The sequence below is a fragment of the Asticcacaulis excentricus CB 48 genome (assembly GCF_000175215.2).
Lineage (GTDB): Bacteria > Pseudomonadota > Alphaproteobacteria > Caulobacterales > Caulobacteraceae > Asticcacaulis > Asticcacaulis excentricus.
On the sequence record NC_014816.1, the window covers coordinates 1,611,534 to 1,635,461 of the forward strand.

The following is a 23,928-nucleotide window of genomic DNA, read 5'->3' on the forward strand; positions in this document are numbered from 1 at the left end:
ATGAACAACCCGTGCATTTTGGTCTTTGGCATTTCCGGTGTTGGAAAATCGACCGCTTGTAAGGTTTTCACTAATACTCACCCGGAGTTTAAGTACGTAAGCGCTAGCGAAATAATCAGTTCAGCGACGAGTCACTCACCTGAAAAACTGCGTAAAAGCAGCGAAGCCGAAATTGAAAAGAACCAAACTGCATTAATCTCTGCCTTGAATGACTTATTTATACAGTCACCACAAAGTCCAATTATACTTGATGCTCATGCAGTGATCGACAACGATGAAGATCTTATTGAAATTCCGACCGCGACAATCCAAGCAATAAGACCTTTGGGGTTAATTTTACTCGAGGCCCCGCCCTTGGATGTAATTCGGCGACGCCAAATTGGCCCAAGACGACGACCTCTTCGGGACGTCGCGCGAATTGAACTTGAGACGGCAAAAGAACGAAAAATAGTGCAGCATTACGCCGAGGCGTTAGACATTCCTCTCGAAATCGACGAAGTCCTTGACGGCTATGAGCTCGAGTCTGCGATAGATCGCCTGACACGAGGGACCACCTTCAATGCCCTACTCTGAGGCATTATCGGAACGGCACCAGGATCATTATACCCCACTTCAATCGAACCAGGGACATAGAGGCCAGTTCTGGTTGAGGTTTTTCCAAACCCATAGTAGTCAAAAATTCTTTGAAACAACGGTAACTTTCCCTCATTCACCGTGAGGTGCGGCATGTCGTCGTCCAACCAATGCAAAAGCGTGTCGAATATGCGCGGTCCGACTCCCCGACCTGAATGCTCAGGTGCTACCCGAACGGTGCAAATTTTGCGCTCACCCTCTTCGTTCTTAGCAATGCCCAACCCCACCAAATCTCCTTGACGTTCTATTTTAACGAGTCGCCTCGTTCCGTTCCTGACACCAGGAATGACTTTGGTCCGATACCACTGTTCGATGCCGGGATAATCCTGGGAAAGAGGCAAAAGAAAGCGCAGTGCCGCGGCCTCATCAGGCAGCAAATCTCCCGAGTTCAATTCCGAACGGGAGTATGGCAAAATGACTCGGGCGGAAGTGTCGCTGATATTCATTCACCACTCTTTATCATATTTTTGGCGGTCGGGACAGTTCCGGGAGCAGACGTATTTGCGTCTGCCTCCGCGCTCGCTCTGCTTCCGTCATTTACAGAAGGCATCGTTTGCACAGATCGGGATATATCGCGGTTCGCAATTATGTTTTGGATATAGCCGGCGAGCAGATTGCCCAATAGGCCTATCAAAAATGTTACAATTAAATATGCCAACCAAATTTTTTTACTGGCACGCTTCGTACTTAACTTAACAAATGCCGTAAAATCGGTGACTTCCTGCGCCACGGAAGCGCTTCCAGCATGAGTCCTTTGCGCCTCCCGTTTCCAATGGTAAACCATCATACCTATTGGAATTTCACCACGTACATAGTTTTTCCACAGCTTATGTTCAAGGAGCCGCATTTTATGCGATTGCGAGCTTTGGGTAGTCAGATCAGACTTAACCGGTACTGCGGTTAGAAATGCTATCAGTTTCACCTTTACTTCACCGATCCGTCGATCGATGCGCATTGCCTGTTCGATAGTATCAGGCAACGTTCTTGCCTCATTCACCCGGAAATCCAGATATTCGATTTCATCATAACTGCTCTGCAAAAGTTTATCTGGAGTTGAAATTGTTCGAATAAATGGATTGCTTTGCCCATTGCGGAAATAAGCTCGAAGCCGGAAATATGATCGGCCAGAAGATGTCGCCGCGTCCCGTGCTTCTTTAAGTGCAACCTCGCTAATCGTGATTATTGTACCGTCACCCTTATCTTCCAAGAGCACTTCTTGTCGGCACAAGGATTTTCCATCCAACGCAAACTCATGAACACGCGCAAATGTATGGCCGCCGCCTCGGGAGAGCTCTATGAATTTCGGGCCAATAGCCTTTGGACCCGCTGTCGCGAGTACCTCGTTAAATATACCTTGAGCAATGCTAACTTCTTGAAAATATGTCGAACAATCTTCGATGCTGGATCGATCAACCTTTATCGGTAGGTATATTTTTATCGCCTCCACGGTCCACGGATCATCGAGTAGAACGCCGATTTCAATAAAATCTACGGCTTTAGATCCATCGGTGGGCTTAAACTGTGCATCCCCAGTCATATGCCAATAGTTAAAGTGCGCCTCTATCTCGCTTTGCGCACCATTCGCTGGTTTGCACCATACGGCTATACTCCCGCTAATTTCGCTCATTTATTCCCCCAATTCGACTCATGGTTCGAAATTTCGTTTGCCGTCACAACCTTTAGCTACATTCTCACAACATTTGAAGAATATTCATAGCGAGGATTGCACCTTGCCCGTCCAGACGGTCCGCCGCGTCCAGCTGCACGTCAATAAGCCGCCGGAATACTAGTCAGTGGTTCGTGGCGATGACCGGGGCACGATCACGGCCTTCGTGGTTAGAGCTTGACGCCTTATGCCGCCTCGTGCGTCATCGGCAAATGATCGAGCACCGCTACTCATTTTTCTGGGCTGAGGACGAGACGGCGGTCGGGGAGCTTTACGGCCTCATGCTGGCCGTGTGTCCGCATGTCGGAGATGAGTTTCGCGCAGTTGCGGATGAAAGCGAAATTCTTTAAGCGATCACCATCAGGGCGATTTGCACAGATTGGAAGCCAGTGATCGCTTCGTCGGGAGCAATTGAAAAATATCAGAAAACCCGACGATCAACGGTAACAATGACGTTCTAGGCATCAGTAAATTTTACTCTTCAAAATCTCGGAACTTTATATTGGCGAAAGCTACCGGAGTGGCGGCACCTTCTGATATTGATTGAATAAGAAACGAAATAGCACTTACAGGGACCGCGACGCCATAACCAAGCTCGTCATATTTTACTATTGTGTCCGAACTAGCGTCACTTGTCGGCTCTCGAGAAATAAAACCGGCCGCCTGGCCATATGAGTCCAAAAGTGGACCGCCGGAAAATCCTCCTCTCACGCGAGCGGTTATCAGAAACAGCTCGGTCTTAGCGAATATCTCTGTCGGACTGCTCGCAATCTTTCCTTTCGCCACAGTTAAACGACCCGAAACATGGGCCGCCTCAGCAGCTAATGCCGGAACAAATCCTGGTATATTCGGATATCCTAACGCCATTACTTCGTCCAAAACATTTGCAGGTTCGTCAGGCAATGATATATGCGGAATTTCGCCGAAAATCGGTTCAGGGAACTTGATCACGGCCAGATCAAGTTGCTCGTTCTCATGTACATACAGTGATGCCTTCGAAAAAATCTCCGGCGAGACTCCTCTAATTGCCAATGCTTCCGAAGGATGAACACAGTGTAACGCAGTTACAATGGCGTCAGAAGCTACGACAAAACACGTTCCGATTTGTGCATCAGACTTCGAATTCCAATTTATTAGCGGAATAACGGCGGAATTGTAGAGGTCATAGACCGCAGGTAGACCATAAACAGCACAATTCAGCAATCGAATTACCGACGATGTTTGAATGCGGTCTAAATCTGCCCGACAGAAGTAACTGTTGTCAGTGCCCATCATGCCACCAACGGCCACCTGAGACAGCCATCCGTTCCGCACCAGCCTACGGCATATTTCTACGACTGTTTCCGGATGGGGCTTTTGCCCTGAAGCATTCGGGACGAACTGAGCGAGGTATTCCGCAACTGTACGGCTTACTATACCTGTATTTGTCTTCTTGGCGTTTTCCAGTCTGAAAAAGGCAAGCAAATGGACTGGGAGACCGGGGAATTGAACTCTGCTCGCGTCAAATGGGGTGCCTGTCATTTAGCTTGCCCTCCGGGATTCAACTAGATTTTATCGGAGCCCAAATTTAGGACATCCTGCTTCACCCTAGAAGACGAAACGTTGCTGGTTCGCCTCGTCGAGGTACGAATTGGATTTTGCAATGAATGGTCAAAATGTCGACTTTTTTAGCCAAAAGCGGTAGGCGTGACACTAACTCGCCGTGCTGTTGGTCCCCTAAGCGCTGGCACGTTGTAAGGATGTTTGTGGTGCGGGCAGCCGGACTCGAACCGGCATGGCCTTTCGGCCGACGGATTTTCTTACCACTTCGGCTTTCGCCGCCGCCCTTGCGCGTTCGTGGTCTGGACTATCCCTTCACCATGCCCTGAGCGGGGTTAGGTGCTGCCCGTCTAGTCTCTACACCTTCCGATCTTTCGACCGGCTTGGCTCGGGATTACCAGCGAAGGCTTCCCCGAATTTGAGCAGTTCTACTCTCCGGGTTTCCCCGAAGGCACTCAATCCTTTGGTTTAAGTCCGTTGCGTCTACCGATTCCGCCATGCCCGCTTAAACCGAGGGATCTTATAAAGAGGCAGAACAGCCACGTCGAGTATGATTATGGGGCTATCCCCTTATTCCGCGCACCCTCCTCGTTATTGGTGCGACCACGGACGGGCTTCTTCTCCTTTCGGACATTGATCGCCCGCGTATCGATGCGATCCTTGATGTGAGCCGCATAAAACTTCTCGATCATATCGACGCTGGTGCGGCAGTTTTTGGCGATCTGATAAATGTCCGCCCCCTCCATGAGACGTAGGCAAATGTAGGTGTGGCGCAGGCTGTAGGCGGTCCGAACCTGACCCTCACGGTCGTGCTTCAGGTTCAGTTGCCGCAGAATGATGTTGAGAAGATTGTTTAGTGAGAACGGGAAGAGCCGTTCGGCCCCGTTCTCAAGGGCAATGGCTTTAGCCGGGTTCCCAGCCGCCATTGCCTCTGCGCGAAGCGTACGCTCGCGCCTTTCTTTTATGCGCTTGAAGGGCAAAACGGCGCCGGGCATGCTTTTACAGAAACCCACGCCGCGCTTACCCTTGTGGATTTCGATCTCGAGAATTTGTTCCTCGGTGGCCGCATCTTCAACAATGGCCACGTCCCTAAACTCCAGACGCAGGGCCTCATCCGGCCTCAGCCCGGTATTCACCATGAACAGAACAAAGTCGTGGAGCAGTTCCCAGTGCGGGCGATAACGCTCACGCCCGGGATTTGCGGCCCGGTCGCGGGTCGCATCCCGCAGCCGCTTATACTCGGCCGGTGTAAACCATGCCCGACGCGTGACCTTGCCCGACGCCTTATAGCGCGGCGTCACCGTCGGCACAGCCTTAATCCAGCCATGGGCCTCAGCGACGGTAAGGATCTGACGCAGACAAACAATCTCCTGATGCAGCGTCGAGCGCGCAAGAGGCTTCGGTTTGTTCGTTTTGAATTCAGTATTGGTTCGGATGCGGTGAACCCGATACTCCTGTACCAGGCCTGACGTGATCTCGGTAACGAAGAGGTCCCCGAAAAACGGATTGAGGTGGTTCTTTATCCGCGCCCGATGGTTGCTCACATAGCGGGGATTGCGCTCGCCAGCCGTGATGACCTCGAACTCTTCGATGAATTTGGCGGCAACCTCTTTGAACTTCTTGCCGCTGTGCAGCCCCTCCCCGTTTGCCGCCTTGCCGCGTAAGCCGACATACCATTCCTCGGCAACATAGGCGGCCCTCTCCCGATCGGTCTGTCCGGTGCTTCTGCGTCGGTTTTTTCCGGCGAGATAAGCCGAACACTGCCACAGGCGGCTCCCGGGCCGCTTATAGACATGCAACTTGCCGTGCATGAGTTCGAAGGCTTCGTCCATCTCCTCACTCCCCGATCACTCACTCCACTCAGGATAAGGCAAATGGGGAGTTTTTGCAATTTTACGGAGAGCTTCCGAAGAATTCTCACAGCCGTTGCGAGCTGAAAATCCGCCCGAAACCGGCGAGGAGGGAGTGTGTAAGGATTGTGTAAGAGTTGCGCCGCGCACCGACATCTCACAAGTAGCTGAATTTATTGCGATAATTACCTCGCAAAAGTCAGTCTATGAGGATTTTAAGTCCGTTGCGTCTACCGATTCCGCCATGCCCGCAAACCGGTCGGCCCTTATATCAAGAGGCGGAAAACTGTAAACGGTTTTCCGCCTGCTTTTACGTTACTTGCCGTTGGTCGGCTGAAAGGTGACGCTGGTATTTGCAATCATCCACACCGTTGCGACCCAGGCGGCGACGTTTTGGCTCATCTTCTTGGGGTCGATGCGGTCCAGTGTATCGTCCGCCGTGTGGTGGACATCGAAATAATCCGTGCCGTTTTGTTGCAGATCGAAGATCGGCACACCCTTCGCGTTGAGTGGGCTGGTGTCCGGGCCACCGCCCGTTGCCGGATCACGCTCTATGAAGATGCTCAGCGGATACAGCACCTTACCCAGAGTCTTGTTGAAATCAGGGGTGTCGGTTTTGGGCAGGGCCAGTGAATAGATCACGTCCGCACCGAAATCAGATTCAGCGGCGACGATATGCTTATCCTTGTCGGACGATTTGGCGTAGGCCATCGCTCCCGACAGACCCAGATCGCCTGGCTGGGACACTTCTTCGGAGCCCCAGAAGACCACACGCACCGTGCGTTCTGGACGCAACTTGTGATCGATTATCAGCTTGGCCGCAGCCATCGTGATCGCCACACCAGCGCCGTCATCGATTGCTCCGGTACCGAGATCCCAACTGTCAAGGTGGCCGCCTATTGCGATGATCTCTTCCGGACGCTTAGAACCCTTGATCTCAGCGATTACGTTTTGTGACTGCCCGCCGGTACGAACCGTGGGTGTTGAAAGCATTTTAAGTCGCAGCGGACCGGCTTCACCCGCGCGTTGTAACTTCAGCAGACGCTCGAACTGTTCGGCATCCGGCGGCGACATGGCCAGAGCCGGTAGACCGTCTACGCCGGTGAAGCGCGTGGCACCGGTGTGGGCAAAGCGATGATCCTCGGTGCCCAGCGAACGCATGACATATCCGACGGCACCGCGCTTCTTGGCCTCTTCAGGTCCGCTGCGACGCACCGAGCCGGAATTGACGCCGTAGCCCTGCCCCGTCTGTGTGCGCACAGTGGGTTGCAGGATGACGACGATCTTCCCGGCCAGGTCCGTCTTGGAATCGATAAACTCAGCGTAGGTTTCAAATAAGACCGCCTCGCCCTCAATCCCCTCGGCTGGCGTTGCGCCTGAGCCGCCAAGCGCGGTCACCACCATTTTCTGCGCGAAGGGACCGGTGATTTCGAGGCTTTCGGCCCCGCGTTGCCAGATGACCAGCGGGAAGGTATCGATGCGTACATTCTCAAAGCCCATTTTTCTGAGCTCAGCTGCCGACCATTCGGCTGCCTTGCGTTCGGACTCCGAGCCTGCCGGACGCGCACCGAAGCGCGTCGTTAGCTGCGCGACGAAGTCATAAGCCCCGTTCGATTGTAGGGCCTCGTCACGCAAGCGCGCGGCGGTGACTTCGGGCGCTTCAGCAACGGCCGCAACCGGGGCCACGGGCTTGGCCTTCGGCTTGGCTAGGCCCGGGGTGGTCACGCAACCCAACGCCGCGGTGACAAAAAGAAAAGCCTTGAGTTTCATGATCAATCCTGGGTAACGAGTTCTTCAAAACGGGCTTCGGGAAAGCGTTCGCGAGCCTTTTCGACCACGGCGGGCAGGCCGTCGAGCAAGGCCTTAAAGGCCTCATCGAGGGCTTCTCGATTTCGCCCCCGGATGACGAGTTGCGTACCGAACTCATCGGGGAAGATGCCGAAGGGGTAGGAACCCAGCGACAGGTCGGGATAGTGTTTGTCGAGCGCGCTCAGAATGTCCGCGGCAAGGCTTTCGGGCACGTAGGTCGCCTTTACGGTGCGCGCCTGCACCTGTTCGCCTTGGCGCAGACGCGGGGCCACATCATTGAGCATCCCGGCCATGATGCGCGGCACCCCTGCCATGACGAAGACGTTTTCGATCTGGAAGCCCGGCGCACCGGACACCGGATTGAGGATCAGCGACGCCCCTTCCGGTATCCTGGCCATTCGGCGGCTGTTGGCATTTAGCAAACGCGCATCGCCGCCATAACGATCGAGTAGTATCTTTAACGCGTCCTCACGCTCGGCAATCGACAAGCCAAAGGCTTGCGCCACACAGTCGGCGGTGATGTCGTCGTGCGTCGGCCCGATGCCGCCGGTGGTAAAGACGTAATCCGCAGCGCTACGCAATTCGTTGAGAGTACGAACAATCTGCGGCGCATCGTCGTGGATCATGCGCACTTCGATCAGGTCGATGCCCAATGCGCCTAGGAATTTGGCCAGCGTATTGACATTGGTATCCTGCGTGCGGCCCGACAGGATTTCATCGCCGATAATTATAACGGCGGCGGTGGGATTTTCTGTATTGACCGTCATTAGGCAGGCTCCTTATCACGACCCTGAACATAAGCACCGAGAACCGCTAATGCTATTCGCGCACAGACTTACCCAAGGCCGTCTGGTGACGAGATACAAACGATTCTTCGCCGATGTCGAACTGGATACGGGTGCAACCGTCGTAAGCCATTGTCCCAATCCCGGCAAGATGCTGGGGCTCGTGAGACCTGGCACGCCTGCGCTTTTGACCAAAATAAGTGACCCGACGAAAAAGCTGCGCTGGCGGCTGGAGGCCCTGCGCGAAGGAGATACCTGGGTCGGGGTGAATACGCAGTGGCCCAACCAGCTGATCGGCGACCTTATCCGGGATCAACAGGTGCCCGAACTGCGCGGCTACGCCAGTCAGCGTCCAGAGGTCCGATACGGGCACAATTCGCGCATTGACTGGCTATTGCAGGAGCACGCGCTTCAAGCGGAGGCTTGGGTCGAGATCAAAAACGTCCACTACAGCCGCGTCCCCGGACTCGCCGAATTTCCCGACAGCGTAACCGAACGCGGCGCCAAGCATCTCATGGAGCTGATCGGCCGAGTTGAGGCAGGCGCGCGCGCCGTGGTGGTCTTTTGCGTACAGCGTGACGATGTGTTTCGTTTTGACGTAGCGCGTGACCTCGATCTGGTATTCGGCCAAGCCTATTCAGCGGCGCGTGAGGCTGGCGTCGAATTTTTGGCCCACGCCTTTCGCGTCACGCCCGATGGCATTACCCACAGCCACAAGCTCGAGATAAAGGGCTAGACCTCTTTGGCTTTATCAACGCGCCCACCCAGTTGCACCACCGCCAGAAGCGCCGGCATCAGTGCCGCTTCGTTACCGGATACCGCGAAGTAGATCGGCTTCCAGACCGGTTTGAACTTTTCCTTATAGGCGCGAAGACCGTCGAAGTTGTACATTTCACCGCCATAGGCGTAGATCAGGGCAGCGATCTTGTTCCACATGGGGCTTAAGGGGCGCGCCTCAAGCCCGCCCAGCGGGGCCATGCCGAGGCTGAACCACTGATAACCTTCATCGCGGGCGTGGAAAATTAGGCGCAGAAACAGATACTCCATGATATTGGGCGGGGCCTCCGGCGCATAGCGCATTAGGTCAAGGCTGAGCGAGGTCCGGCCTTCGGCGGCCCACAGATTGGCAAAAGCCATGATCTCATCGCCGATGCGGATGACGGCAATTGGCGTCAGGCGGATATAGTCCGGATCAAAATAGCCAAGAGAATAGCCCTTCTCCTTGCCTTTCTTTTCTTCCAGCCAGGCGTCGGAAATGGCTTTGAGACGCGGCAGATGGGTTTCCACCGCTTCGGGATGCAGCACTTCGAACTCTGCCTCGGCCTGTTCGAACTTACGCCACACCTGTCGGAAGCCGTAGCCTTTTTTTCCGGCCAGGTCGAAGCTCTGCACAGGCACCAGCGCCTCTTCACCGATCTTGAACGGCCTCAGCCCCAGATCAATGGCCAGAGGCAGGAACTCCGTCGTTACGCGGTAGATGGACAGCTTGGCATTGGCCAATGCCGCCATTTCCTTCAACCGCCAGCCCAGCTTTTCAACCTCTTCCGGCGGGCCGACCGGGGCCGATAGGACCACCCAGTTGCGACCTGCAACACCATACATGGCAAAGGCCGTGCGCGCCTCATTCCACAGGATATGCTTGTCACCGGTAAGCGCCAGCCAGGCCTGCGGGTCCTGAGCCAGCGAAACCACGCCGCGCAGATCCTCCATATCCTCATCATCGGGAAGGTCCGGCGCGGCGCGCGCCAGCCCGAACAGGCGATAAAGGGCAAACAGGGCCACTGTGATAGCGATGACGACCAGACCGCGCAGGAAGCGCGAGACGCTAGCCTCATAGGCAAAACGCTGCCACAGTTCATGGGCATAGGGCGTACGCTCATAGAAGTAAAAGCCCGCCGTGGCCACAAGAATCAGCACAGTCGCCGTCACCAGCAGCCAGATCGGCTTAAGCGTCAGGGTCATCAGGCGGGAGCGGCGGTTAAAGGCGCGCTTGCACGGCAAGAGCAGTAGAGCGCAGACCACCATCACTTCGGCTACGCCGAAGGCCAGTTCGCGCGTCATCGACAGGATGGCCCCGGCCACCAGCAGGCCCAGCGCCATGTACCAGGCCGAATCCAGACGTTCCCACAGGCCGCGCGCTGCAAACAAAAGCAACACCCCGGTCGCCACACCCGCAACGTGCGACAGCTCAACCACCTCAAGCGGCAGCCACTGACGCACAAAGGGCATGGCTTCGGGATCTATAGGCGACAGCACCGAAGCCAGTAGGAAGGTGCCGGCCAGCATCATCAATACCGCCATGATCTTGGGCACGGCGATGATGGCCATGTCCAGCACAAGGGCTCTGATGTCTTTATGATGCTTCATACCCCTCACCTTACACGGCACGGGGATTCGCTAAAATCGTTTTCGCGGCGTAGTAGGACCGTCACCCCGCCTTACGGCACCAAGCGTCCTGAATAGACAACTGGTTGCACAGGCGTTCAGCCTGTTCGGGCGAATGTACGGGCCCGATGCGTAAGCGCACCAGCGCCTGACCATTGGCGGCGGTGACCGGCTGTAGGATCGGCTTGAAATTATCAAGGCCCGGATGTTTGGCCCGCAGGTCGTGCCACGCCGCTTCGGCCACCGCGCGCGAACTGAATGAGCCCACCTGAACGCTGCGGACCATTTGCTCTATACCGCTATCGGCGGGTTTGGCCGCGGGTTTGAGTACCGGGGCTTTCGTAACTTTTTCAGGCCCGGCCTTCATTAGCAGCTCTGTCGGGGTCCTTGTCTGAGCTGGCCTCGTCGCCGCAGAGGCAGACACGCCCGTCTCCAGCGGCGTATCGGCGTCCGGCCGCTCCATATCGAGCGGATTGACCACGCGGATCAGGCTGCCGGTCTCCTTCTTGGGCATGGCGGCCAGCAGGCCATCTTTACCCGTCGTCAGTTCCTTCGCCGTTTCAAAAGCGAGTTGAATCGGTTCGTCACGCGTGGCGGAGGATGAAGTCTCCGAAGCGGATGCCCCTTGGTCACCCTTTCCTTCGATATCGATTTCCGCTAAACGCGCGGCCATCCGCTGGAAATCCTTGCCGTCGCCTTTGGGCATTTCGCACCCCGACAGCCCGGCCGCCACGCAGGCGACGGTCAGCAGAGCCAGTCTTGAAACCGAAAAGTGAGAGCGCATAGCTTCATCCTCTCACAAGCCGTTTAAATCGTCGTTAGTAATTTTGGTTAATGCTCCATGCCCGCTTCCGCTGCTTCTCCCCTGCCCCGCGTCCGCGATCTGAGCGCCCTGCGCGCTGCGGTTTCAGGCTTTCGCCACAAGGGACTGCGTATTGGCTTTGTGCCGACCATGGGCGCGTTGCACGAAGGGCATCTGGCGCTGGTGCGACACGCAAAAACCTTAAGCGACGTGGTGGTGGTTTCAGTCTTCGTAAACCCCAAGCAGTTTGCGCCGCATGAAGATTTCGACCGCTATCCGCGCACGGAGGACAAGGACGCGCAGCTTCTGGAAAGCGTCGGAGCGAACCTGCTCTATCTGCCGCGCGTCGATCTGATGTATCCCTCCGTCTTCGCTTCCAGCGTGCACGTCGAAGGCCCGGCGCGCGAACTTGAAGGCACGTTCCGCCCGCAGTTTTTTGATGGCGTGGCCACCGTAGTGATGAAGCTGTTCAATCAGGTTCAGCCCGACGTTGCCATATTTGGCGAAAAGGATTACCAGCAGCTCCAGGTCGTAAAGACGTTTGTGCGCGATCTCGACCTGCCGGTGCAGGTGGTAGGGATGCCGACCGTGCGCGAAGCTGACGGCCTGGCCCTGTCGTCGCGCAATGCCTATCTCAGTGCCGATGAGCGCCAGAAGGCGGCGCGCCTGATCGTCGAACTGAACACCGTGGCGAAGGCCGTGCGGTCGGGGGGCCAGCGTGAAAAGGCGCTCAGCGCGGCGAAGGCCAATCTTCTGGCCGCCGGTTTTGGTCCGGTGGACTATGTGGAACTGCGCGACGCCGATACGCTGGCGATGGCGGACGCGCAGACACAAAACCTACGCCTTCTGGCCGCGGCATGGCTGGGCAAGACGCGCCTGATCGATAACATTGCGGTTTAAGGGATTAGCCCGCGAACAGCAGCGTGTCCCAGATCATGCCGGAATAGTGTCTAAGTTCAAAGCGATAATCGGACCGCATGTCCCGAATCAGAGCGCTCAGGCGCAGGAGATCGTCGGATTTGTGATAGGCGCTGATGGCCAGTTTCGGACGATAGGTCTCAATCGTCCGGCGCATCCCTTCGAGGGCCGGCCCCTCGGCGCCTTCGATATCCAGCTTGACGAAGGTGACCTCCCCCAGATCCAGCGCGTCAAGGGCGACCACCGGCACCTGAATGCTACCGTCGGCGTCGATGCGGCTCCCCATCGCACCGGTGGCTGAAAACCGCACCGTATCGGCGTGGCTCCACAGGCCCGCCGCGTGGCAGGTCACATGCGGCGTCGCAGCAAAAGCCGCGCTCAGGGCCGTGAAATTCTCTGGATCAAGTTCAAAAGCGTGCACCTGCCGGCATGGCCCGCCCAGATGCCCGAAGAAGGCGCGCACCGTGTCGCCATCATAGGCTCCGCCATCGACCAGCACATCGTTACGCGACGGCGGGCAAAGCGCATTATCGAGATAGATCTGATCATGCGGCCGCGTAATGCCGTCCAGCGCCGCCGCATCCCAGGTCAGACGATAGGCCAGAAGCGCCGACAGGGTGCGAAGGCTTTCGGCGTCCGTGAACAGCTCTTGCCCCAGACGATGGATGGCGGCCACCTCATCGCGGTCCGAAAAGGCCTGAAGCGCCGTAAACATGGCATTGCCGCTGAAGGTTTGCCCCAGCTTCGGCATGACCTCGAAATAGAACAGCAAAGGCCCCGGATGCGCGCCCCAGATAGCCTGAAAATGCTTGGCGGGTTTTTCCGAGCCGGCACAAATGACGCCGACCGCGTTGGGTGTCTTTGCCAAAAGCTGATCCAACGCCGCGTCACCAATCACCGGTAAGCCGTAAAGGCTCTGCCCATCGCGCAGATTATCGACCACAGCGATAACATTCAGCCGCTCGCAGGCATAGCGAACAAAGCTCTGGGCCATTACTGAGCCCGCCCCCAGAAGTACCAGCGGCACGCGATCATAATCGAAATCGGACCGTGCCCGGCTTAAGGCGTCAAGCCGCGCCAGAAACCCGGCATCACCATAATCCACAGGCCCGTCCAACAATTCGCGATAACGCATCGACGTCCCTCCGCCCGTGACTTTCTCCGGGCGTCAATCCCCGGCGATTCGTCACCAGCTTAGCACAGTGATGGTCACCACGCCCCGGCATCGCGCAGGGCCGCGATCAGGTCCGCCGGTAGAGCCTCGCCTCCCGCCCCCTGCGGCAGGTCACGCGGCGAATCCTTGACCTCCAGATAGCGCCAGCCCTGAAAGGGACGACGTGGCTGCGGCTCGGTCAGGATATGTTCGGTCGAAACCGTGATCAGGCATTGCGGCAGGTCGCCTTCTACTGTGTCGATGGCCACGATCGGCCGACGCACCAGAATGACGCCCTTGATCACCCAGTAGAGCGAGCCACCATCCAGCAGTTCCTCGGCACGTTTGGGCGTCTGGCGCGTATGGATGGTGCGGGTTTTGTGCCCCTGCTCCCAGCGGAGCAGATCATCGACCGTATCGGCCCCTACGCACAGCTTGACCAGATTAAGGCTCATCAGATTGGTCTCTTCAACCACATTGGCAACAGCGCCCGCCGGGGCTATCTATGGGTAAGAGACTCATAATTCAAGGCCACCCGCATGGCGGAAGATACCTCTCTCGAAGCCGCCCTCGCCCGACTGTTCAACACGCCGTCGGGGCTTAAGGCCGCCAGTTGGATCACTCTGACCGGCGGCACGCGGCTGTTCAGCGCCGGCGATGAGTCCGACCATCTCTATTTGCTGCGCAGCGGGCGCATGGGCGTGTTTCGCCACGACGACGACCATCAGGGCCTACACCTGATCGGGGTGATCAAACCGGGGGAGCCGGTGGGTGAAATGTCGCTGATCGCGGACACGCCGCACACCTCGACCGTCATTGCCTTGCGCGACTGCGAGCTGATGGTTCTGCCCAAGGCCGACTTCCTTAAGGCCATCGAAGCCGCGCCGGACGTGTTGCTGGCGCTTTCGAAACAGATGATCGAGCGCGCCCGCTCCGGCACGCCGCGCGAAGGCCGACGCCACAACACCCCCAATGTCTTCGCCTTTTTCGCTCTGAACGACATCATCGTACGCCCGCTGGTCGAACGCATTGCCGAACAGGTACGCGCACTGGGCTACCGCGTTGCCTTGCTCGATAAGGATCACCACGGCACGGGTGCTGATGTTTTTGCCGAGGCCGAGGCGAACAACGACTATGTGCTGCATGTCGCTGAAAAGCCAGAAAGCCACTGGCGGCTGCTGAGTTCGCGTCAGGTCGATCACACCTTCTGGATCGCCGACGCCCGCCACCATTCGCAGCGCCCCCACAGCGACCCGGCGCGCCTGCCGGCCAGCACGCTTAACCTCGAAGACTCGCAGCTGCTCGACCCACTGGGCCTGCAACGCGCGCCCGATCTGATCCTCATCCAGGCGCAGGAGGCCGATGGGCGTAAAGTAATCGCCCATACGCGTGACTGGCTCGATGCTTTCAAACCGGCGCGCTGGTTCCACGTCGGTGAGCACTCGTTGCCCGACGCGGCGCGCCTCGCCCGCATCGTCACCGGCCATTCCATCGGCGTCGTGTTTTCCGGCGGCGGGGCGCGCGCCTTTTCGCACATCGGCGCGGTTCAGGCTCTGCGCGAAGCCCATGTCCCCATCGACTTCATCTGCGGCTCGTCCATGGGGGCGATCGTCGGCGGCTGCGTGGCGCTCGACTGGTCGGACGCTGAAATCGACACCCATATCCGCGAAGCCTTTGTCATGTCCTCGCCGCTGGATGATGTCACCTTCCCGTTTGTAGCCCTGACCGGTGGGCGCAAGGTCGATCAGCGGTTAGAAGCGCATTTTGGCGACGTGCTGATCGAAGACCTGCCGCTGCCCTTCTTCTGCCTGTCGTCCAACCTAACCTCCGGCACCATCAAGGTGCACAAGTCGGGCCGCCTGCGTCAGGCCCTGCGCGCCTCCATCTCCCTGCCGGGCGTCATGCCGCCGGTGGTCGAAGACGATCAGGTGCTGGTCGATGGGGCCGTGATGCGCTCCTTCCCGGCCCTGATGATGCGCAATTCGCACCTGGGCACGGTCATCGGCGTCGATGTCACACGTGCCAAGGGGATCGACCCCAAGAGCGTGCACGTTCCCAAAAGCCTGCCAACCTGGTTCCTCAAAGGCGACTGGCGTAAGGGACCGCCGATTGTCTCGATCCTGATGCGTTCGGCCACCATAACCACCGCGGCCGATCTGGAACAGAGCCGTCTGGCCTGCGACCTGCTGATCATTCCCGAACCCGAAGGCGTCGAAATCCGCGAATGGCACGCCTATGATCTGGCGGTGGAATCCGGCTATCAGACCAGCGTGCAAAGTCTGGCCCAGCTTGAGCACCCCGTGACGCAGTTGCGCAAACTGGGCATAAGCCTGCACCCCAATATCCCGGCCTTTACTCCGGACGACAGCTTCCTGACCCCGCCACGCCCTGAAAAGCTGAAATACACGCTGAAACCGCAGGGCGTGACCTTGCCGCGTTTCCTCAAGGGGCCGAAAAAACCGCAACCCAAGCTGTAGCGGCGCGCGGCAAAGCGGGGTAGGAAGCGTTCAACAACTCAGCAGGGTCCGGCATGAAAATCTTCACTTACAACGTCAATTCGGTGAATGCGCGCCTGCCCCTAATCCTGGAGTGGTTCGAAGAGACGCAGCCCGATGTCTGCGCCCTTCAGGAACTGAAATGCCTGGACGAAAAGTTCCCGTATGAGCCCTTTGAACGTCTGGGTTACAACGCCGCTGTGCACGGGCAAAAGACGTGGAACGGCGTGGCTCTGCTGTCGAAGCAACCGTTGATTGACGTGGTGCGCGGCCTGCCGGGCGAGCCGGAAGATGAGCAGTCGCGCTATATCGAAGCCGTGGTCGATGGCTCGGTGCCGGTGCGCGTTACCTCTATCTATCTGCCCAATGGCAACCCGATCGGCACCGACAAATACCCCTATAAACACCGCTGGTACAAGCGCTTGCAGGCGCGCGCCAAGGAGATACTAGCCTTTGAAGAGATCAGCGTTTTATCAGGTGATTTCAATACCATACCGACCAAGTCTGACCTTTACCGGGAGTCAGCATGGCTGGATGACGCGCTTTATCAGCCCGAAACACGCGCAGCCTATCAATCATTGAAAAACCTCGGCTACAGCGACGCTTGCGACCTGATGCCGCCCGAAGGCAACCGCTACACCTTCTGGGACTATCAGGCGGGGGCGTGGCAAAAGAACGAAGGCATCCGCATCGACCACCATTTGCTGTCGCCGCAGGCCGCCGACCGCCTGAAAAGCTTCGAAATCCACAAAGACGCCCGCGGTCGCACTCACGATGATGCCAAACCGTCGGACCACGTCCCGGTGGGCGTGGAACTGGATGTTTAGCAGTCACTATACCTATTCTTAACCCGATACCGGTAAGGACTGATTAAACATTTGATCGGTCATGTAACTGTGTAATGGAAGAAGCCTTCCGCGTCATCTTGTGGTTTGCCTTTGCGGCCCTGCTCCTGACCCTGGTCGCGTCAGGTGCCCTGTGGTGGCATGAGAGCACTCGCCGTCTGGCGCGCGGCCTGACCGCCGCCATAGGTAAGTCCCCGGACGCTATCATCTTCGATACCGGCATGAAAAAGGCCGCTGGCCTCGACTTCACGCACGGTGATCTGGCCGTCCTGTGGGATCTGGGGCGGCACGGACTGGTCTTTAGTTTTGATGAGATCGAAGGGGCCGAACTGATTGTTGATGAGCGCGTCGTGGCACGCACTCAGAAGGGTGAACCGCGCCGTGTCCTCGAAGAAACCTATCCGGGGGCATCGCGCGTCGTGTTACGGCTTATCTTCAATGATCTGGAGACGCCGGAGTTTGAGGTCACCTTGTTCGGCGACCTGACGACTCATGCGGCCTACCCCAAAACGGCCAGCGAGGCGGTACAACTGGGTCGTAAATGGCTATCACACATCGACGCCGTGATCAAACGCACACCACCAAAGGCGCAACCGGTTCGCCCTGCGACGCCTGAACCCCAAATCGAAGGCCCGGAGCACGATTAAATCCACACCTGTGGCGTGCGGGCTCTTAACGGCTGCGCCAATTCGTGGTTAATATGACGCCATTGTTCGTATTTGGGGGTTGAACGCAAGAGCCGTGAACCAGTACCTGCCGACCATTATCATCCTCACGGCAGCCGCCCTGGCCATCCTGTTAATCCTTTACCGGATATGGGATTCGCGCGTCGAAGCGCCCAAAAAGCTCGAGGACGAAGTCGCCGAAGCTCTAAATGGCGCAAAGGCCGATGTGGCCTCCATAGAACCAGCGCGCAAAGCAGCCGCCGCCCTCTCCTATCTCGGCAATCGCTGCGTGATCGTGCGTGAGTTTGGGAAACTTCCGACGCGCCTCTACACCATGGCCGAACTTATCGGCATCGAGGTCTTCGTCAATAATAAGGTCGCAGCCCGCATCATTCGTGGCGGCCCACACAAGATGTTCGACGACATTGCACCGCAGGTTGATCGCGTCACCATCCGACTGATGTTCAATGACCCGTCAAAGCCCGATTTCGAGTTGATCTTGTGGGACCCCAACGACGCCCTTACGGCGCGCGCCGAAGGGCCACGCGCCGCGATGGAAACGGCGCGACGCTGGTTCTATCACGTCGAAGCGATCATTCGTAAGCCATTGGCGGATATCGAAAAAGAGCTTACGCCGCCCGCGCCGCCGCCGCCAGAGCCCGCCCCAAAGCCGCCGGTTCACGATCATCGCAATGATGACTCTGACAATGACGACGCCCCACCGCCGGCGCCCAAACCGGGCCACAAAGACGGCGACGTGCTCAATTCCCCCTTGATACAGTATCTGTAAGGCGATCTATCCATGTGGACCCTGGCTTTGGCCTGCGCCTTCTTCATCCTGATTCATATTCTGGTGTCCGGCTCAGATCTGCGGCAGCAGATGATCGGCGCCATCGGCACGCGCACCTACTTCATCCTGTTCAGCCTGTTGTCGTTCATGGGGTTTATCTGGATGATCGCCGCCTATTACGACTCGCGTGGAGACCCGGCCAATCTGCACCTGTGGTCGGCGCCCTTCCTCCTAAAAATTCTGGCCTTCGCGGTCAATTTCGTCAGCCTGACGCTTATTATCGTCGGGGCCCTTAGCCCCAGCCCGACGGCCTTGAGCTCACTGCGCAAACTACCAGATCGTCCGGTTAGCGGCATCATCCGCATCAGCCGTCACCCGGTGCTGGCAGGTATCGGCTTGTTGTCGGCCACGCACTTGATCACCACAGGCACGCTGGCGGCATGGGTGTTTTTCGGGACGTTGCTTTCGCTAAGCCTGTTGGGGGCCAACAGCATCGACCGTAAGCGCGAAGAAAAGTACGGTGAAGCCTATCACGCGATTATGCGCGCGACCTCCATCTTGCCGTTCCTCGCCATTGCACAGAAGCGGGTACGCTTTGAGGCGTCAGAGCTGGGTGTGTTACGCGTCATGGTTGCCACATCCGTCTTTACCTGTCTGGTGGTTTTGCATGAACTACTGTTCCTACGGCCGGCGCTCTAGTTCCCGTCCAAACCCAGCCTTTTTCGCCCTTTACGCGAACGCAGACGCGCGACTTCCCGACTTCGGTGCAACGCCGCAAAAAAATCCTTAACGCCCCATTGATCTCATCACAAATGTTTGAATAACTGCGGATAGGATGCGGAACCGGGGTAAACGCGCGGGTATTTCATGAAACTGACGGCAACGACAATCTTGCTGTTCCTGATCTCGGTGAGCCTCGTGTTCGCCAGTCTGATCGGCTATTTCCGTCCTTTCGAGGGCGAAGGCGTCGACTTCATGACCCAGTACAAGTACGTGCTGCTGGGCGCCGGTTATGCCGTCCTGGCCTTTGCCGTGATTTTCAAAAGCCGGTGAGAATTAGCGACAACGGCACGAAAAGCACCAACGCCGAGCTACAATTCTGTTCGCCCTGAATGGTCAATGATGTGCGGGTGGCATATGCGACATCAGGCGCTTCATGCAACGCATCCACGTAACCATGTTCGCGCAACGCATCCACGTAACCATGCTCGCGTTTTTCGGAGTTTAATCCTAAACCGCGTCCTTACCCGACACGGCGTCATCAATCGCCAGCGCCAGACACAGGGCTTTCAGCGCCTCTGCGCCAGTCGCCAGAGGCTTATCGCGCTGCCCAGCGACCATATCCAGAAAACGGAACACGCTGGTCCCAAGCGGGTCACGCGCAATGTCGGCCTGAGCAAAGTCGGGATTGAGGTCGAACGGCGTGCCGTTTTCAAACTTACGGTTAAGCAGGTCGATAAACACCTCACCCGACGGATAGACGAGCCGCATGGTGCGTTCGCGCGCCTCAGCCATACGCGATGCCGCAAAGGTCGCCACGAACCCATCGTCGAACTTGACCTCGGCAGAGACTTCATCGGCTCCCACGGCCGTATATCCGGCCTCTTGGCGAAAGCGTGCCGACACCTCGATGCCGCCAGCCTCACCGGCGGCCAGAGTCAGCCCCAGATCGAGGTCGTGGATCATCAGATCCAGCACCACCGACACATCCAGATTGCGCGTCGAAATCGTACCATTGCGCACGGCCTCCATACGCAACGGGCGTTCCGGCACCGCATAAAGCCCCATAGCTTCAAACACGGCGCGCTCCTGATGGCCACAGGCCAGCACCACACCTTTTTCGGCGGCCAGAGCGACCATGGCGTCACCATCCTCGACCGTGATAGCCAGCGGCTTTTCGACATAGGTGTGCACCCCTGCCGCCAACGCCTTCAGAGCAACCTGTGCATGAGCAAAGGCCGGGACAGCTACCGTAATCACATCCAGTTCGGCCAGAAACGCCTCGAACTCATCGCCGCCAAAGGCCTTGACGCCCAGCTTTTCAGCCGCGACTTCGGCACGGGATTTTTCGAGATCATAGATACCCACAAAACGTACAAGACCGGCCGCTTCGGCCTCCTTGTACTTGTTGGCGTGATAAACCCCGAAAACGCCGGCACCGGCGACCCCTGCGCGTAGGACGGTCATAAGCCTCACACCCTTGTAAGCCATTGAACGGCGCCCGTTGTACACAGGATTTCCCCCCTTGTGTAACCATAAAAGCGGTATTCGCGCGGACAATGCACAGTTTAGGGTTTGGCCACGTCGTAACCTTGGGCTAAAAGCGCCCGAATGCTTTCCCCCGTATTTGTCCCCATATCGGAGTAGCCCTATGGCGCGTCTTTTCGGAGCCTATGTGATCGTTGACTGGAGCGCCGCCGAGGGCAAGAAAACCGGCGAGTCTTCGGTATGGATCGGCGTGATGAAGCGCGACGTGCGTTTTCGCCTGTCCTACGAAAGACATAATCCGGCGACACGCGCCGAAGCCGTGGCGCTTCTGAAAACCCTCCTCGCCGATCTGCACAAGCGCGGCGACCGGGTTTTCGTCGGCTTCGACTTCAATTTTGGCTTCCCGCGCGGCACAGCGGCGAAGCTCGGCCTCGAAGGCTGGGCCCAGATGTGGGACTTCGTTGTCAAAAACGTCGTTGATAAGCCCGATAACACCAATAACCGCTTTGCCGTCGCCGCAAAGATGAACCGGCTGATGACCGATGAGGCCTATCCCTTCTGGGGTTGTCCCAAGAGCGCGGCGCAGAAGTGGCTTTCGACGCTGAAACCCGCCTCTTACGGCGACTTCCCGGAGTTTCGCCTGACCGAAGAGGCGGCGCGCAAACTCGGCAAATCGTCCCAGGCCAAGAGCGTGTGGCAGATGCACGGCGCGGGCGTGGTGGGCGGTCAGACCCTGCTGGGCATTACAGCAGTGCGCGCGGTGAAGACGGCCCTTGACGGTAAGGCGGTCATCTGGCCGTTTGACACGGGCTTTGGGGCGCTAAACGAAGAAACGCTGGACGGCGTGAACACCGTGCTGGCTGAAATCTATCCGTCCCTTTATCCCGGCGTCGCGGAACCCGGCGAAGTCAAGGACGCCACCCAGGTGCGCCTTACGGCCGCGGCTCTGGCTGAGATGGACGACAAGGACGCGCTGGCGGCCAAATTCGCCGCTCCGGCCCACCTCAGCGCCGAAGACGCCGCCATCGCGCTCGGCGAAGAAGGGTGGATTTTGGGGGTCTGATCGGGCAGGCTCAGGGTATGAAAACCCTCCTCATCTATGCCGTCGCCGCCCTGTTCGAAATCGGCGGTTGCTTCGGCCTCTATGCCGTGCTGCGTCTGCATAAGTCGCCTCTGTGGCTAGTGCCAGGCCTGATGTGCCTGATGGCCTTCGCGTGGCTCCTGACCCTGCCCGATAACGGGGCCGCTGGCCGCACCTACGCCGCCTATGGGGCCATCTATATCGCTGCCTCGTTCGGGTGGATGTGGCTGATAGAAAAGCAAAAACCCGACCTGTGGGACGGGGCGGGTTTGCTGATTTGCCTGATCGGGGCCGGACTTATTCTGTGGGGGCCGCGCGCATAGCGGTCAGCGCCTTTTTGTCCAGCCACATAAAGCGCGCCTGAAGCAGGATGGCCGACACCCAACTGGCCAAAGCCGCCGCATATATCAGACCCGGCACTCCCTGCCCGACGTGCAGGGCCAGCCAATAGCCCACCGGCAGCATAACAAACCCATAGGCGATATAGTGCAGCACAGGCGCGACCACGACGTCCTGACGCGCGCGCAGGGCCTGCGCCGTCACCACCTGCACGCCATCGGGCACGAAGAACAGGCAGGAGAGCAAAAGCGCCGCCTGCACCCCGCTGCGCAGGGCGTCGTCCGACGTATAGCCCGCCGCAATCCCCTGCGAACCGATCAGCACCACAAGGCAGACTCCCATCATAAAAGCCGCCGCTGCCGAAAAGCTGACCCGCCCGATGCGCGCCAGACCCGGCATGTCCCCGGCCCCATAGGCGCGCCCGACCAGCACCGAACAGCCGATGGCCAGCCCCATCGGCACCATGAAGACGATGGAGGCGAAGTTGAGCACAATGGCCCATACAGCGACTGCCTCTTCGGAAATGCGCCCCGCAAACAGGGTCATGCCGGCAAAGGCGGCGACCTCAATGAAGTAGGACGCCCCGGCCGCATAGCCGATCTGACGCTGTTCGCGCCCGCCTTGCGGGTCAGGATTGTGCCGCTTCAGCAGGCCATATTGCGCAATACCCGGCAGCGTCAGGACATAGACAATCAGGGCCACCATGACACAGGCGCGCGCGATCAGGGTCGAAATCGCCGCGCCCATCGCGCCGTCGCTGTCGATGCCCGGAAGAGTGATCACACCGGGTACTAGCAAGAGAAGGAGCACGCCATTGAGAACATTGCCCGCCCAGGTGAAAATCAGGCCCGGACGGGTCCGCCCCAACCCTTCGAGAAACTCCGAACCCGCCACGGCGATCATGTAAAACGGCATGGACAGGGCAAAAACCAGCAGCGGGCCTGACGCGCCATCGGCCATATCCGGCTTGACGGCCAGATGCAGCAGGCCCGGCCCGGCGAGGAACAGCACCACCGCCGCGAAAAGACCAAGGATGATGGCATAGACCATGCCGCGCTGAAACACCGGCCCAATGCGGTGCGGCTCATCGGCACCGATAAAGTGCGCTGTTTTGACCTGAATTCCAACCAGCAGGCCAATCGACGTGACAAGGAAGATCGAGGTAGGGGCCCAGGCCAGCGAATGATAACCCAGTTCCGCCGCGCTGTAGTGCCCGACGATCAGCGTGTCCATCAGCCCCATCAGCATGAAGCCGAGACGCGACCCCACCACCGGCCACGACAGATGGAACAGTTCCTTAAAGGCGGCGGTGTACAGGGCTCTGGTCATGCCCCCGCGTGTAGCCGGTTTCGCTGACCGCATCAACGCTGTGATCACGGCTCTGCTGACAGGGAGTGTCAGCGTGAGTCTAAGGCTTCTGTATAAATATGCTGACGCTTTTGACCTCTTTCAGCAAAGCATCACCTTCCACGCCGTAATTATAACAACGCCGGGGTATGGCTGTTTCGTCCAGTGCGAAAATAGGACCTTCGCCACTGTTGAAAACGGCATACCCGCTTTCTTCTTCACCAATGTAGACTCTGCCTCGTCGGTGGTGACTTTTCAGTTGAGCAACGGTCATACCGACACGGCTGCCAGCAGGGGTCACAAAAATCGAGGAATCCGCCGTCAATCGCCCAATTTTATCGCCTTGACCGAAGGTCTCAGCAACGAGATCGACCTGTCCGCAAATCGCCACAAGGTACCGACTGCCACCTTCACCATCATCCTCGAACATCTCGGTTCGATAATGATCCGCTTGGACGGCGGCGGGCATCGACGCCCCAAGGCGTAATGGACCCATCTGCGTGCCGCTAACAGACATGTCTGTGGCACAGACATAAGGCGTGCCCCCCAATGCAATAACGATCGTAGCCAATGATAGCAGGCCGCCTCCTCTATCAGCAAAGCAGCGTAATCGTGACA

General features: G+C 57.9%; 24 protein-coding genes. 11 read left to right on the forward strand and 13 right to left on the reverse strand.

The features are described from left to right. Window positions 1–573 carry an ATP-binding protein gene (locus ASTEX_RS21085; RefSeq protein ID WP_013478985.1) on the forward strand — a complete coding sequence of 191 codons (573 nt, stop codon included), beginning with the start codon at window positions 1–3 and terminating at the stop codon, window positions 571–573. Here the strand turns inward: ASTEX_RS21085 and ASTEX_RS19865 are convergent. The 6 genes from ASTEX_RS19865 to ASTEX_RS07415 form a co-directional block, all read right to left on the reverse strand. Continuing rightward, window positions 510–1,079 (reverse strand): GNAT family N-acetyltransferase, encoded by a 570-nt coding sequence (locus tag ASTEX_RS19865; protein WP_013478986.1) that lies wholly within the window; start codon window positions 1,077–1,079, stop codon window positions 510–512. The genes ASTEX_RS21085 and ASTEX_RS19865 overlap by 64 nt on opposite strands. Further along, entirely contained in the window at window positions 1,076–2,260 is a 1,185-nt protein-coding gene (locus ASTEX_RS07400; protein WP_013478987.1) for a hypothetical protein, read from the reverse strand. Before ASTEX_RS07400 ends, ASTEX_RS19865 begins: the two co-directional genes overlap by 4 nt. 513 nt (window positions 2,261–2,773) lie before the next feature. Continuing rightward, entirely contained in the window at window positions 2,774–3,820 is a 1,047-nt protein-coding gene (locus ASTEX_RS19870) for a S1 family peptidase (protein WP_013478988.1), read from the reverse strand. Window positions 3,821–4,392: 572 nt separating this feature from the next. Beyond that, window positions 4,393–5,670, reverse strand: coding sequence for a tyrosine-type recombinase/integrase (locus ASTEX_RS07405; RefSeq protein ID WP_013478989.1), 1,278 nt, complete (start codon window positions 5,668–5,670; stop codon window positions 4,393–4,395). A 333-nt stretch (window positions 5,671–6,003) separates the two neighbouring features. Beyond that, window positions 6,004–7,458, reverse strand: coding sequence for a M20/M25/M40 family metallo-hydrolase (locus ASTEX_RS07410; protein ID WP_013478990.1), 1,455 nt, complete (start codon window positions 7,456–7,458; stop codon window positions 6,004–6,006). 2 nt (window positions 7,459–7,460) lie between these two features. After that, window positions 7,461–8,264 (reverse strand): competence/damage-inducible protein A, encoded by an 804-nt coding sequence (locus ASTEX_RS07415; protein WP_013478991.1) that lies wholly within the window; start codon window positions 8,262–8,264, stop codon window positions 7,461–7,463. Between the two features lie 49 nt (window positions 8,265–8,313). Here ASTEX_RS07415 and sfsA point away from each other — a divergent pair, with 49 nt between their 5' ends. Beyond that, complete coding sequence (gene sfsA, locus ASTEX_RS07420) at window positions 8,314–9,018, forward strand: DNA/RNA nuclease SfsA (protein WP_013478992.1); 705 nt, start codon at window positions 8,314–8,316, stop codon at window positions 9,016–9,018. On the opposite strand, the gene ASTEX_RS07425 is transcribed toward sfsA, so the two are convergent. Then, window positions 9,015–10,649, reverse strand: a complete 1,635-nt coding sequence (locus ASTEX_RS07425; RefSeq protein WP_013478993.1) for a phosphatidylglycerol lysyltransferase domain-containing protein — start codon at window positions 10,647–10,649, stop codon at window positions 9,015–9,017. The two genes, sfsA and ASTEX_RS07425, sit on opposite strands and share 4 nt — an antisense overlap. Window positions 10,650–10,710: 61 nt before the next feature. Then, complete coding sequence (locus ASTEX_RS07430) at window positions 10,711–11,451, reverse strand: SPOR domain-containing protein (protein WP_013478994.1); 741 nt, start codon at window positions 11,449–11,451, stop codon at window positions 10,711–10,713. Between the two features lie 57 nt (window positions 11,452–11,508). Here ASTEX_RS07430 and panC point away from each other — a divergent pair, with 57 nt between their 5' ends. Next, window positions 11,509–12,369, forward strand: coding sequence for a pantoate--beta-alanine ligase (gene panC, locus ASTEX_RS07435; protein ID WP_013478995.1), 861 nt, complete (start codon window positions 11,509–11,511; stop codon window positions 12,367–12,369). Window positions 12,370–12,373: 4 nt separating this feature from the next. Here panC and ASTEX_RS07440 read toward each other — a convergent pair whose 3' ends face one another. Together ASTEX_RS07440 and ASTEX_RS07445 are read right to left on the reverse strand one after the other, a co-directional pair. Further along, window positions 12,374–13,522 (reverse strand): FkbM family methyltransferase, encoded by a 1,149-nt coding sequence (locus ASTEX_RS07440; protein ID WP_013478996.1) that lies wholly within the window; start codon window positions 13,520–13,522, stop codon window positions 12,374–12,376. Between the two features lie 74 nt (window positions 13,523–13,596). Beyond that, the gene (locus ASTEX_RS07445; RefSeq protein ID WP_013478997.1) at window positions 13,597–13,995 is read right to left on the reverse strand and encodes a DUF1489 domain-containing protein; all 399 of its coding nucleotides are present in this window, start codon (window positions 13,993–13,995) and stop codon (window positions 13,597–13,599) included. A gap of 84 nt (window positions 13,996–14,079) precedes the next feature. Between ASTEX_RS07445 and ASTEX_RS07450 the strand changes: the two genes are divergently transcribed. From ASTEX_RS07450 to ASTEX_RS07475, 6 genes are all read left to right on the forward strand, one after another. Beyond that, window positions 14,080–16,017, forward strand: a complete 1,938-nt coding sequence (locus tag ASTEX_RS07450) for a patatin-like phospholipase family protein (protein ID WP_013478998.1) — start codon at window positions 14,080–14,082, stop codon at window positions 16,015–16,017. A gap of 53 nt (window positions 16,018–16,070) precedes the next feature. Next, complete coding sequence (gene xth, locus ASTEX_RS07455; RefSeq protein WP_013478999.1) at window positions 16,071–16,862, forward strand: exodeoxyribonuclease III; 792 nt, start codon at window positions 16,071–16,073, stop codon at window positions 16,860–16,862. Between the two features lie 74 nt (window positions 16,863–16,936). Next, window positions 16,937–17,527 (forward strand): hypothetical protein, encoded by a 591-nt coding sequence (locus tag ASTEX_RS07460; protein WP_013479000.1) that lies wholly within the window; start codon window positions 16,937–16,939, stop codon window positions 17,525–17,527. 94 nt (window positions 17,528–17,621) lie between these two features. Continuing rightward, the gene (locus ASTEX_RS07465) at window positions 17,622–18,335 is read left to right on the forward strand and encodes a hypothetical protein (protein ID WP_013479001.1); all 714 of its coding nucleotides are present in this window, start codon (window positions 17,622–17,624) and stop codon (window positions 18,333–18,335) included. A gap of 12 nt (window positions 18,336–18,347) precedes the next feature. Then, window positions 18,348–19,034, forward strand: coding sequence for an NnrU family protein (locus ASTEX_RS07470; RefSeq protein WP_013479002.1), 687 nt, complete (start codon window positions 18,348–18,350; stop codon window positions 19,032–19,034). A 168-nt stretch (window positions 19,035–19,202) separates the two neighbouring features. Then, window positions 19,203–19,388 carry a hypothetical protein gene (locus ASTEX_RS07475; protein ID WP_013479003.1) on the forward strand — a complete coding sequence of 62 codons (186 nt, stop codon included), beginning with the start codon at window positions 19,203–19,205 and terminating at the stop codon, window positions 19,386–19,388. A gap of 177 nt (window positions 19,389–19,565) precedes the next feature. Here the strand turns inward: ASTEX_RS07475 and ASTEX_RS07480 are convergent, their stop codons facing one another. Next, window positions 19,566–20,522 (reverse strand): Gfo/Idh/MocA family protein, encoded by a 957-nt coding sequence (locus tag ASTEX_RS07480; protein WP_041658595.1) that lies wholly within the window; start codon window positions 20,520–20,522, stop codon window positions 19,566–19,568. 184 nt (window positions 20,523–20,706) lie between these two features. Between ASTEX_RS07480 and ASTEX_RS07485 the strand changes: the two genes are divergently transcribed. Both ASTEX_RS07485 and ASTEX_RS07490 read left to right on the forward strand, forming a co-directional pair. Beyond that, window positions 20,707–21,606: a hypothetical protein gene (locus ASTEX_RS07485; protein ID WP_013479005.1), complete on the forward strand. Its 900-nt coding sequence runs from the start codon at window positions 20,707–20,709 to the stop codon at window positions 21,604–21,606. Between the two features lie 17 nt (window positions 21,607–21,623). Then, entirely contained in the window at window positions 21,624–21,947 is a 324-nt protein-coding gene (locus tag ASTEX_RS07490; RefSeq protein ID WP_013479006.1) for a YnfA family protein, read from the forward strand. Here the strand turns inward: ASTEX_RS07490 and ASTEX_RS07495 are convergent. Then, window positions 21,922–23,292, reverse strand: coding sequence for an MATE family efflux transporter (locus tag ASTEX_RS07495; protein ID WP_013479007.1), 1,371 nt, complete (start codon window positions 23,290–23,292; stop codon window positions 21,922–21,924). The two genes, ASTEX_RS07490 and ASTEX_RS07495, sit on opposite strands and share 26 nt — an antisense overlap. A 79-nt stretch (window positions 23,293–23,371) precedes the next feature. Next, on the reverse strand, window positions 23,372–23,779 hold the full coding sequence (locus tag ASTEX_RS20270) for a hypothetical protein (protein WP_144004631.1): 408 nt from the start codon (window positions 23,777–23,779) through the stop codon (window positions 23,372–23,374). Window positions 23,780–23,928 lie beyond the last annotated feature (149 nt).

What these genes read in the sequence shown, in the direction of transcription:
- ASTEX_RS07470 (WP_013479002.1), top strand. Translation starts at nt 18,348, where the DNA reads ATGTGGACCCTGGCTTTGGCCTGCGCCTTCTTCATCCTGATTCATATT.
- ASTEX_RS07460 (WP_013479000.1), top strand. Translation starts at nt 16,937, where the DNA reads ATGGAAGAAGCCTTCCGCGTCATCTTGTGGTTTGCCTTTGCGGCCCTG.
- ASTEX_RS07450 (WP_013478998.1), top strand. Translation starts at nt 14,080, where the DNA reads ATGGCGGAAGATACCTCTCTCGAAGCCGCCCTCGCCCGACTGTTCAAC.
- panC (WP_013478995.1), top strand. Translation starts at nt 11,509, where the DNA reads ATGCCCGCTTCCGCTGCTTCTCCCCTGCCCCGCGTCCGCGATCTGAGC.
- ASTEX_RS07405 (WP_013478989.1), bottom strand. Translation starts at nt 5,670, where the DNA reads ATGGACGAAGCCTTCGAACTCATGCACGGCAAGTTGCATGTCTATAAG.
- ASTEX_RS20270 (WP_144004631.1), bottom strand. Translation starts at nt 23,779, where the DNA reads ATGCCCGCCGCCGTCCAAGCGGATCATTATCGAACCGAGATGTTCGAG.
- ASTEX_RS07495 (WP_013479007.1), bottom strand. Translation starts at nt 23,292, where the DNA reads ATGACCAGAGCCCTGTACACCGCCGCCTTTAAGGAACTGTTCCATCTG.
- ASTEX_RS07445 (WP_013478997.1), bottom strand. Translation starts at nt 13,995, where the DNA reads ATGAGCCTTAATCTGGTCAAGCTGTGCGTAGGGGCCGATACGGTCGAT.
- sfsA (WP_013478992.1), top strand. Translation starts at nt 8,314, where the DNA reads ATGCTATTCGCGCACAGACTTACCCAAGGCCGTCTGGTGACGAGATAC.
- ASTEX_RS21085 (WP_013478985.1), top strand. Translation starts at nt 1, where the DNA reads ATGAACAACCCGTGCATTTTGGTCTTTGGCATTTCCGGTGTTGGAAAA.
- ASTEX_RS07480 (WP_041658595.1), bottom strand. Translation starts at nt 20,522, where the DNA reads ATGACCGTCCTACGCGCAGGGGTCGCCGGTGCCGGCGTTTTCGGGGTT.
- ASTEX_RS07400 (WP_013478987.1), bottom strand. Translation starts at nt 2,260, where the DNA reads ATGAGCGAAATTAGCGGGAGTATAGCCGTATGGTGCAAACCAGCGAAT.
- ASTEX_RS07425 (WP_013478993.1), bottom strand. Translation starts at nt 10,649, where the DNA reads ATGAAGCATCATAAAGACATCAGAGCCCTTGTGCTGGACATGGCCATC.
- ASTEX_RS07490 (WP_013479006.1), top strand. Translation starts at nt 21,624, where the DNA reads ATGAAAACCCTCCTCATCTATGCCGTCGCCGCCCTGTTCGAAATCGGC.
- ASTEX_RS07430 (WP_013478994.1), bottom strand. Translation starts at nt 11,451, where the DNA reads ATGCGCTCTCACTTTTCGGTTTCAAGACTGGCTCTGCTGACCGTCGCC.
- ASTEX_RS07475 (WP_013479003.1), top strand. Translation starts at nt 19,203, where the DNA reads ATGAAACTGACGGCAACGACAATCTTGCTGTTCCTGATCTCGGTGAGC.
- ASTEX_RS19870 (WP_013478988.1), bottom strand. Translation starts at nt 3,820, where the DNA reads ATGACAGGCACCCCATTTGACGCGAGCAGAGTTCAATTCCCCGGTCTC.
- xth (WP_013478999.1), top strand. Translation starts at nt 16,071, where the DNA reads ATGAAAATCTTCACTTACAACGTCAATTCGGTGAATGCGCGCCTGCCC.
- ASTEX_RS07485 (WP_013479005.1), top strand. Translation starts at nt 20,707, where the DNA reads ATGGCGCGTCTTTTCGGAGCCTATGTGATCGTTGACTGGAGCGCCGCC.
- ASTEX_RS07410 (WP_013478990.1), bottom strand. Translation starts at nt 7,458, where the DNA reads ATGAAACTCAAGGCTTTTCTTTTTGTCACCGCGGCGTTGGGTTGCGTG.
- ASTEX_RS07415 (WP_013478991.1), bottom strand. Translation starts at nt 8,264, where the DNA reads ATGACGGTCAATACAGAAAATCCCACCGCCGCCGTTATAATTATCGGC.
- ASTEX_RS19865 (WP_013478986.1), bottom strand. Translation starts at nt 1,079, where the DNA reads ATGAATATCAGCGACACTTCCGCCCGAGTCATTTTGCCATACTCCCGT.
- ASTEX_RS07440 (WP_013478996.1), bottom strand. Translation starts at nt 13,522, where the DNA reads ATGCGTTATCGCGAATTGTTGGACGGGCCTGTGGATTATGGTGATGCC.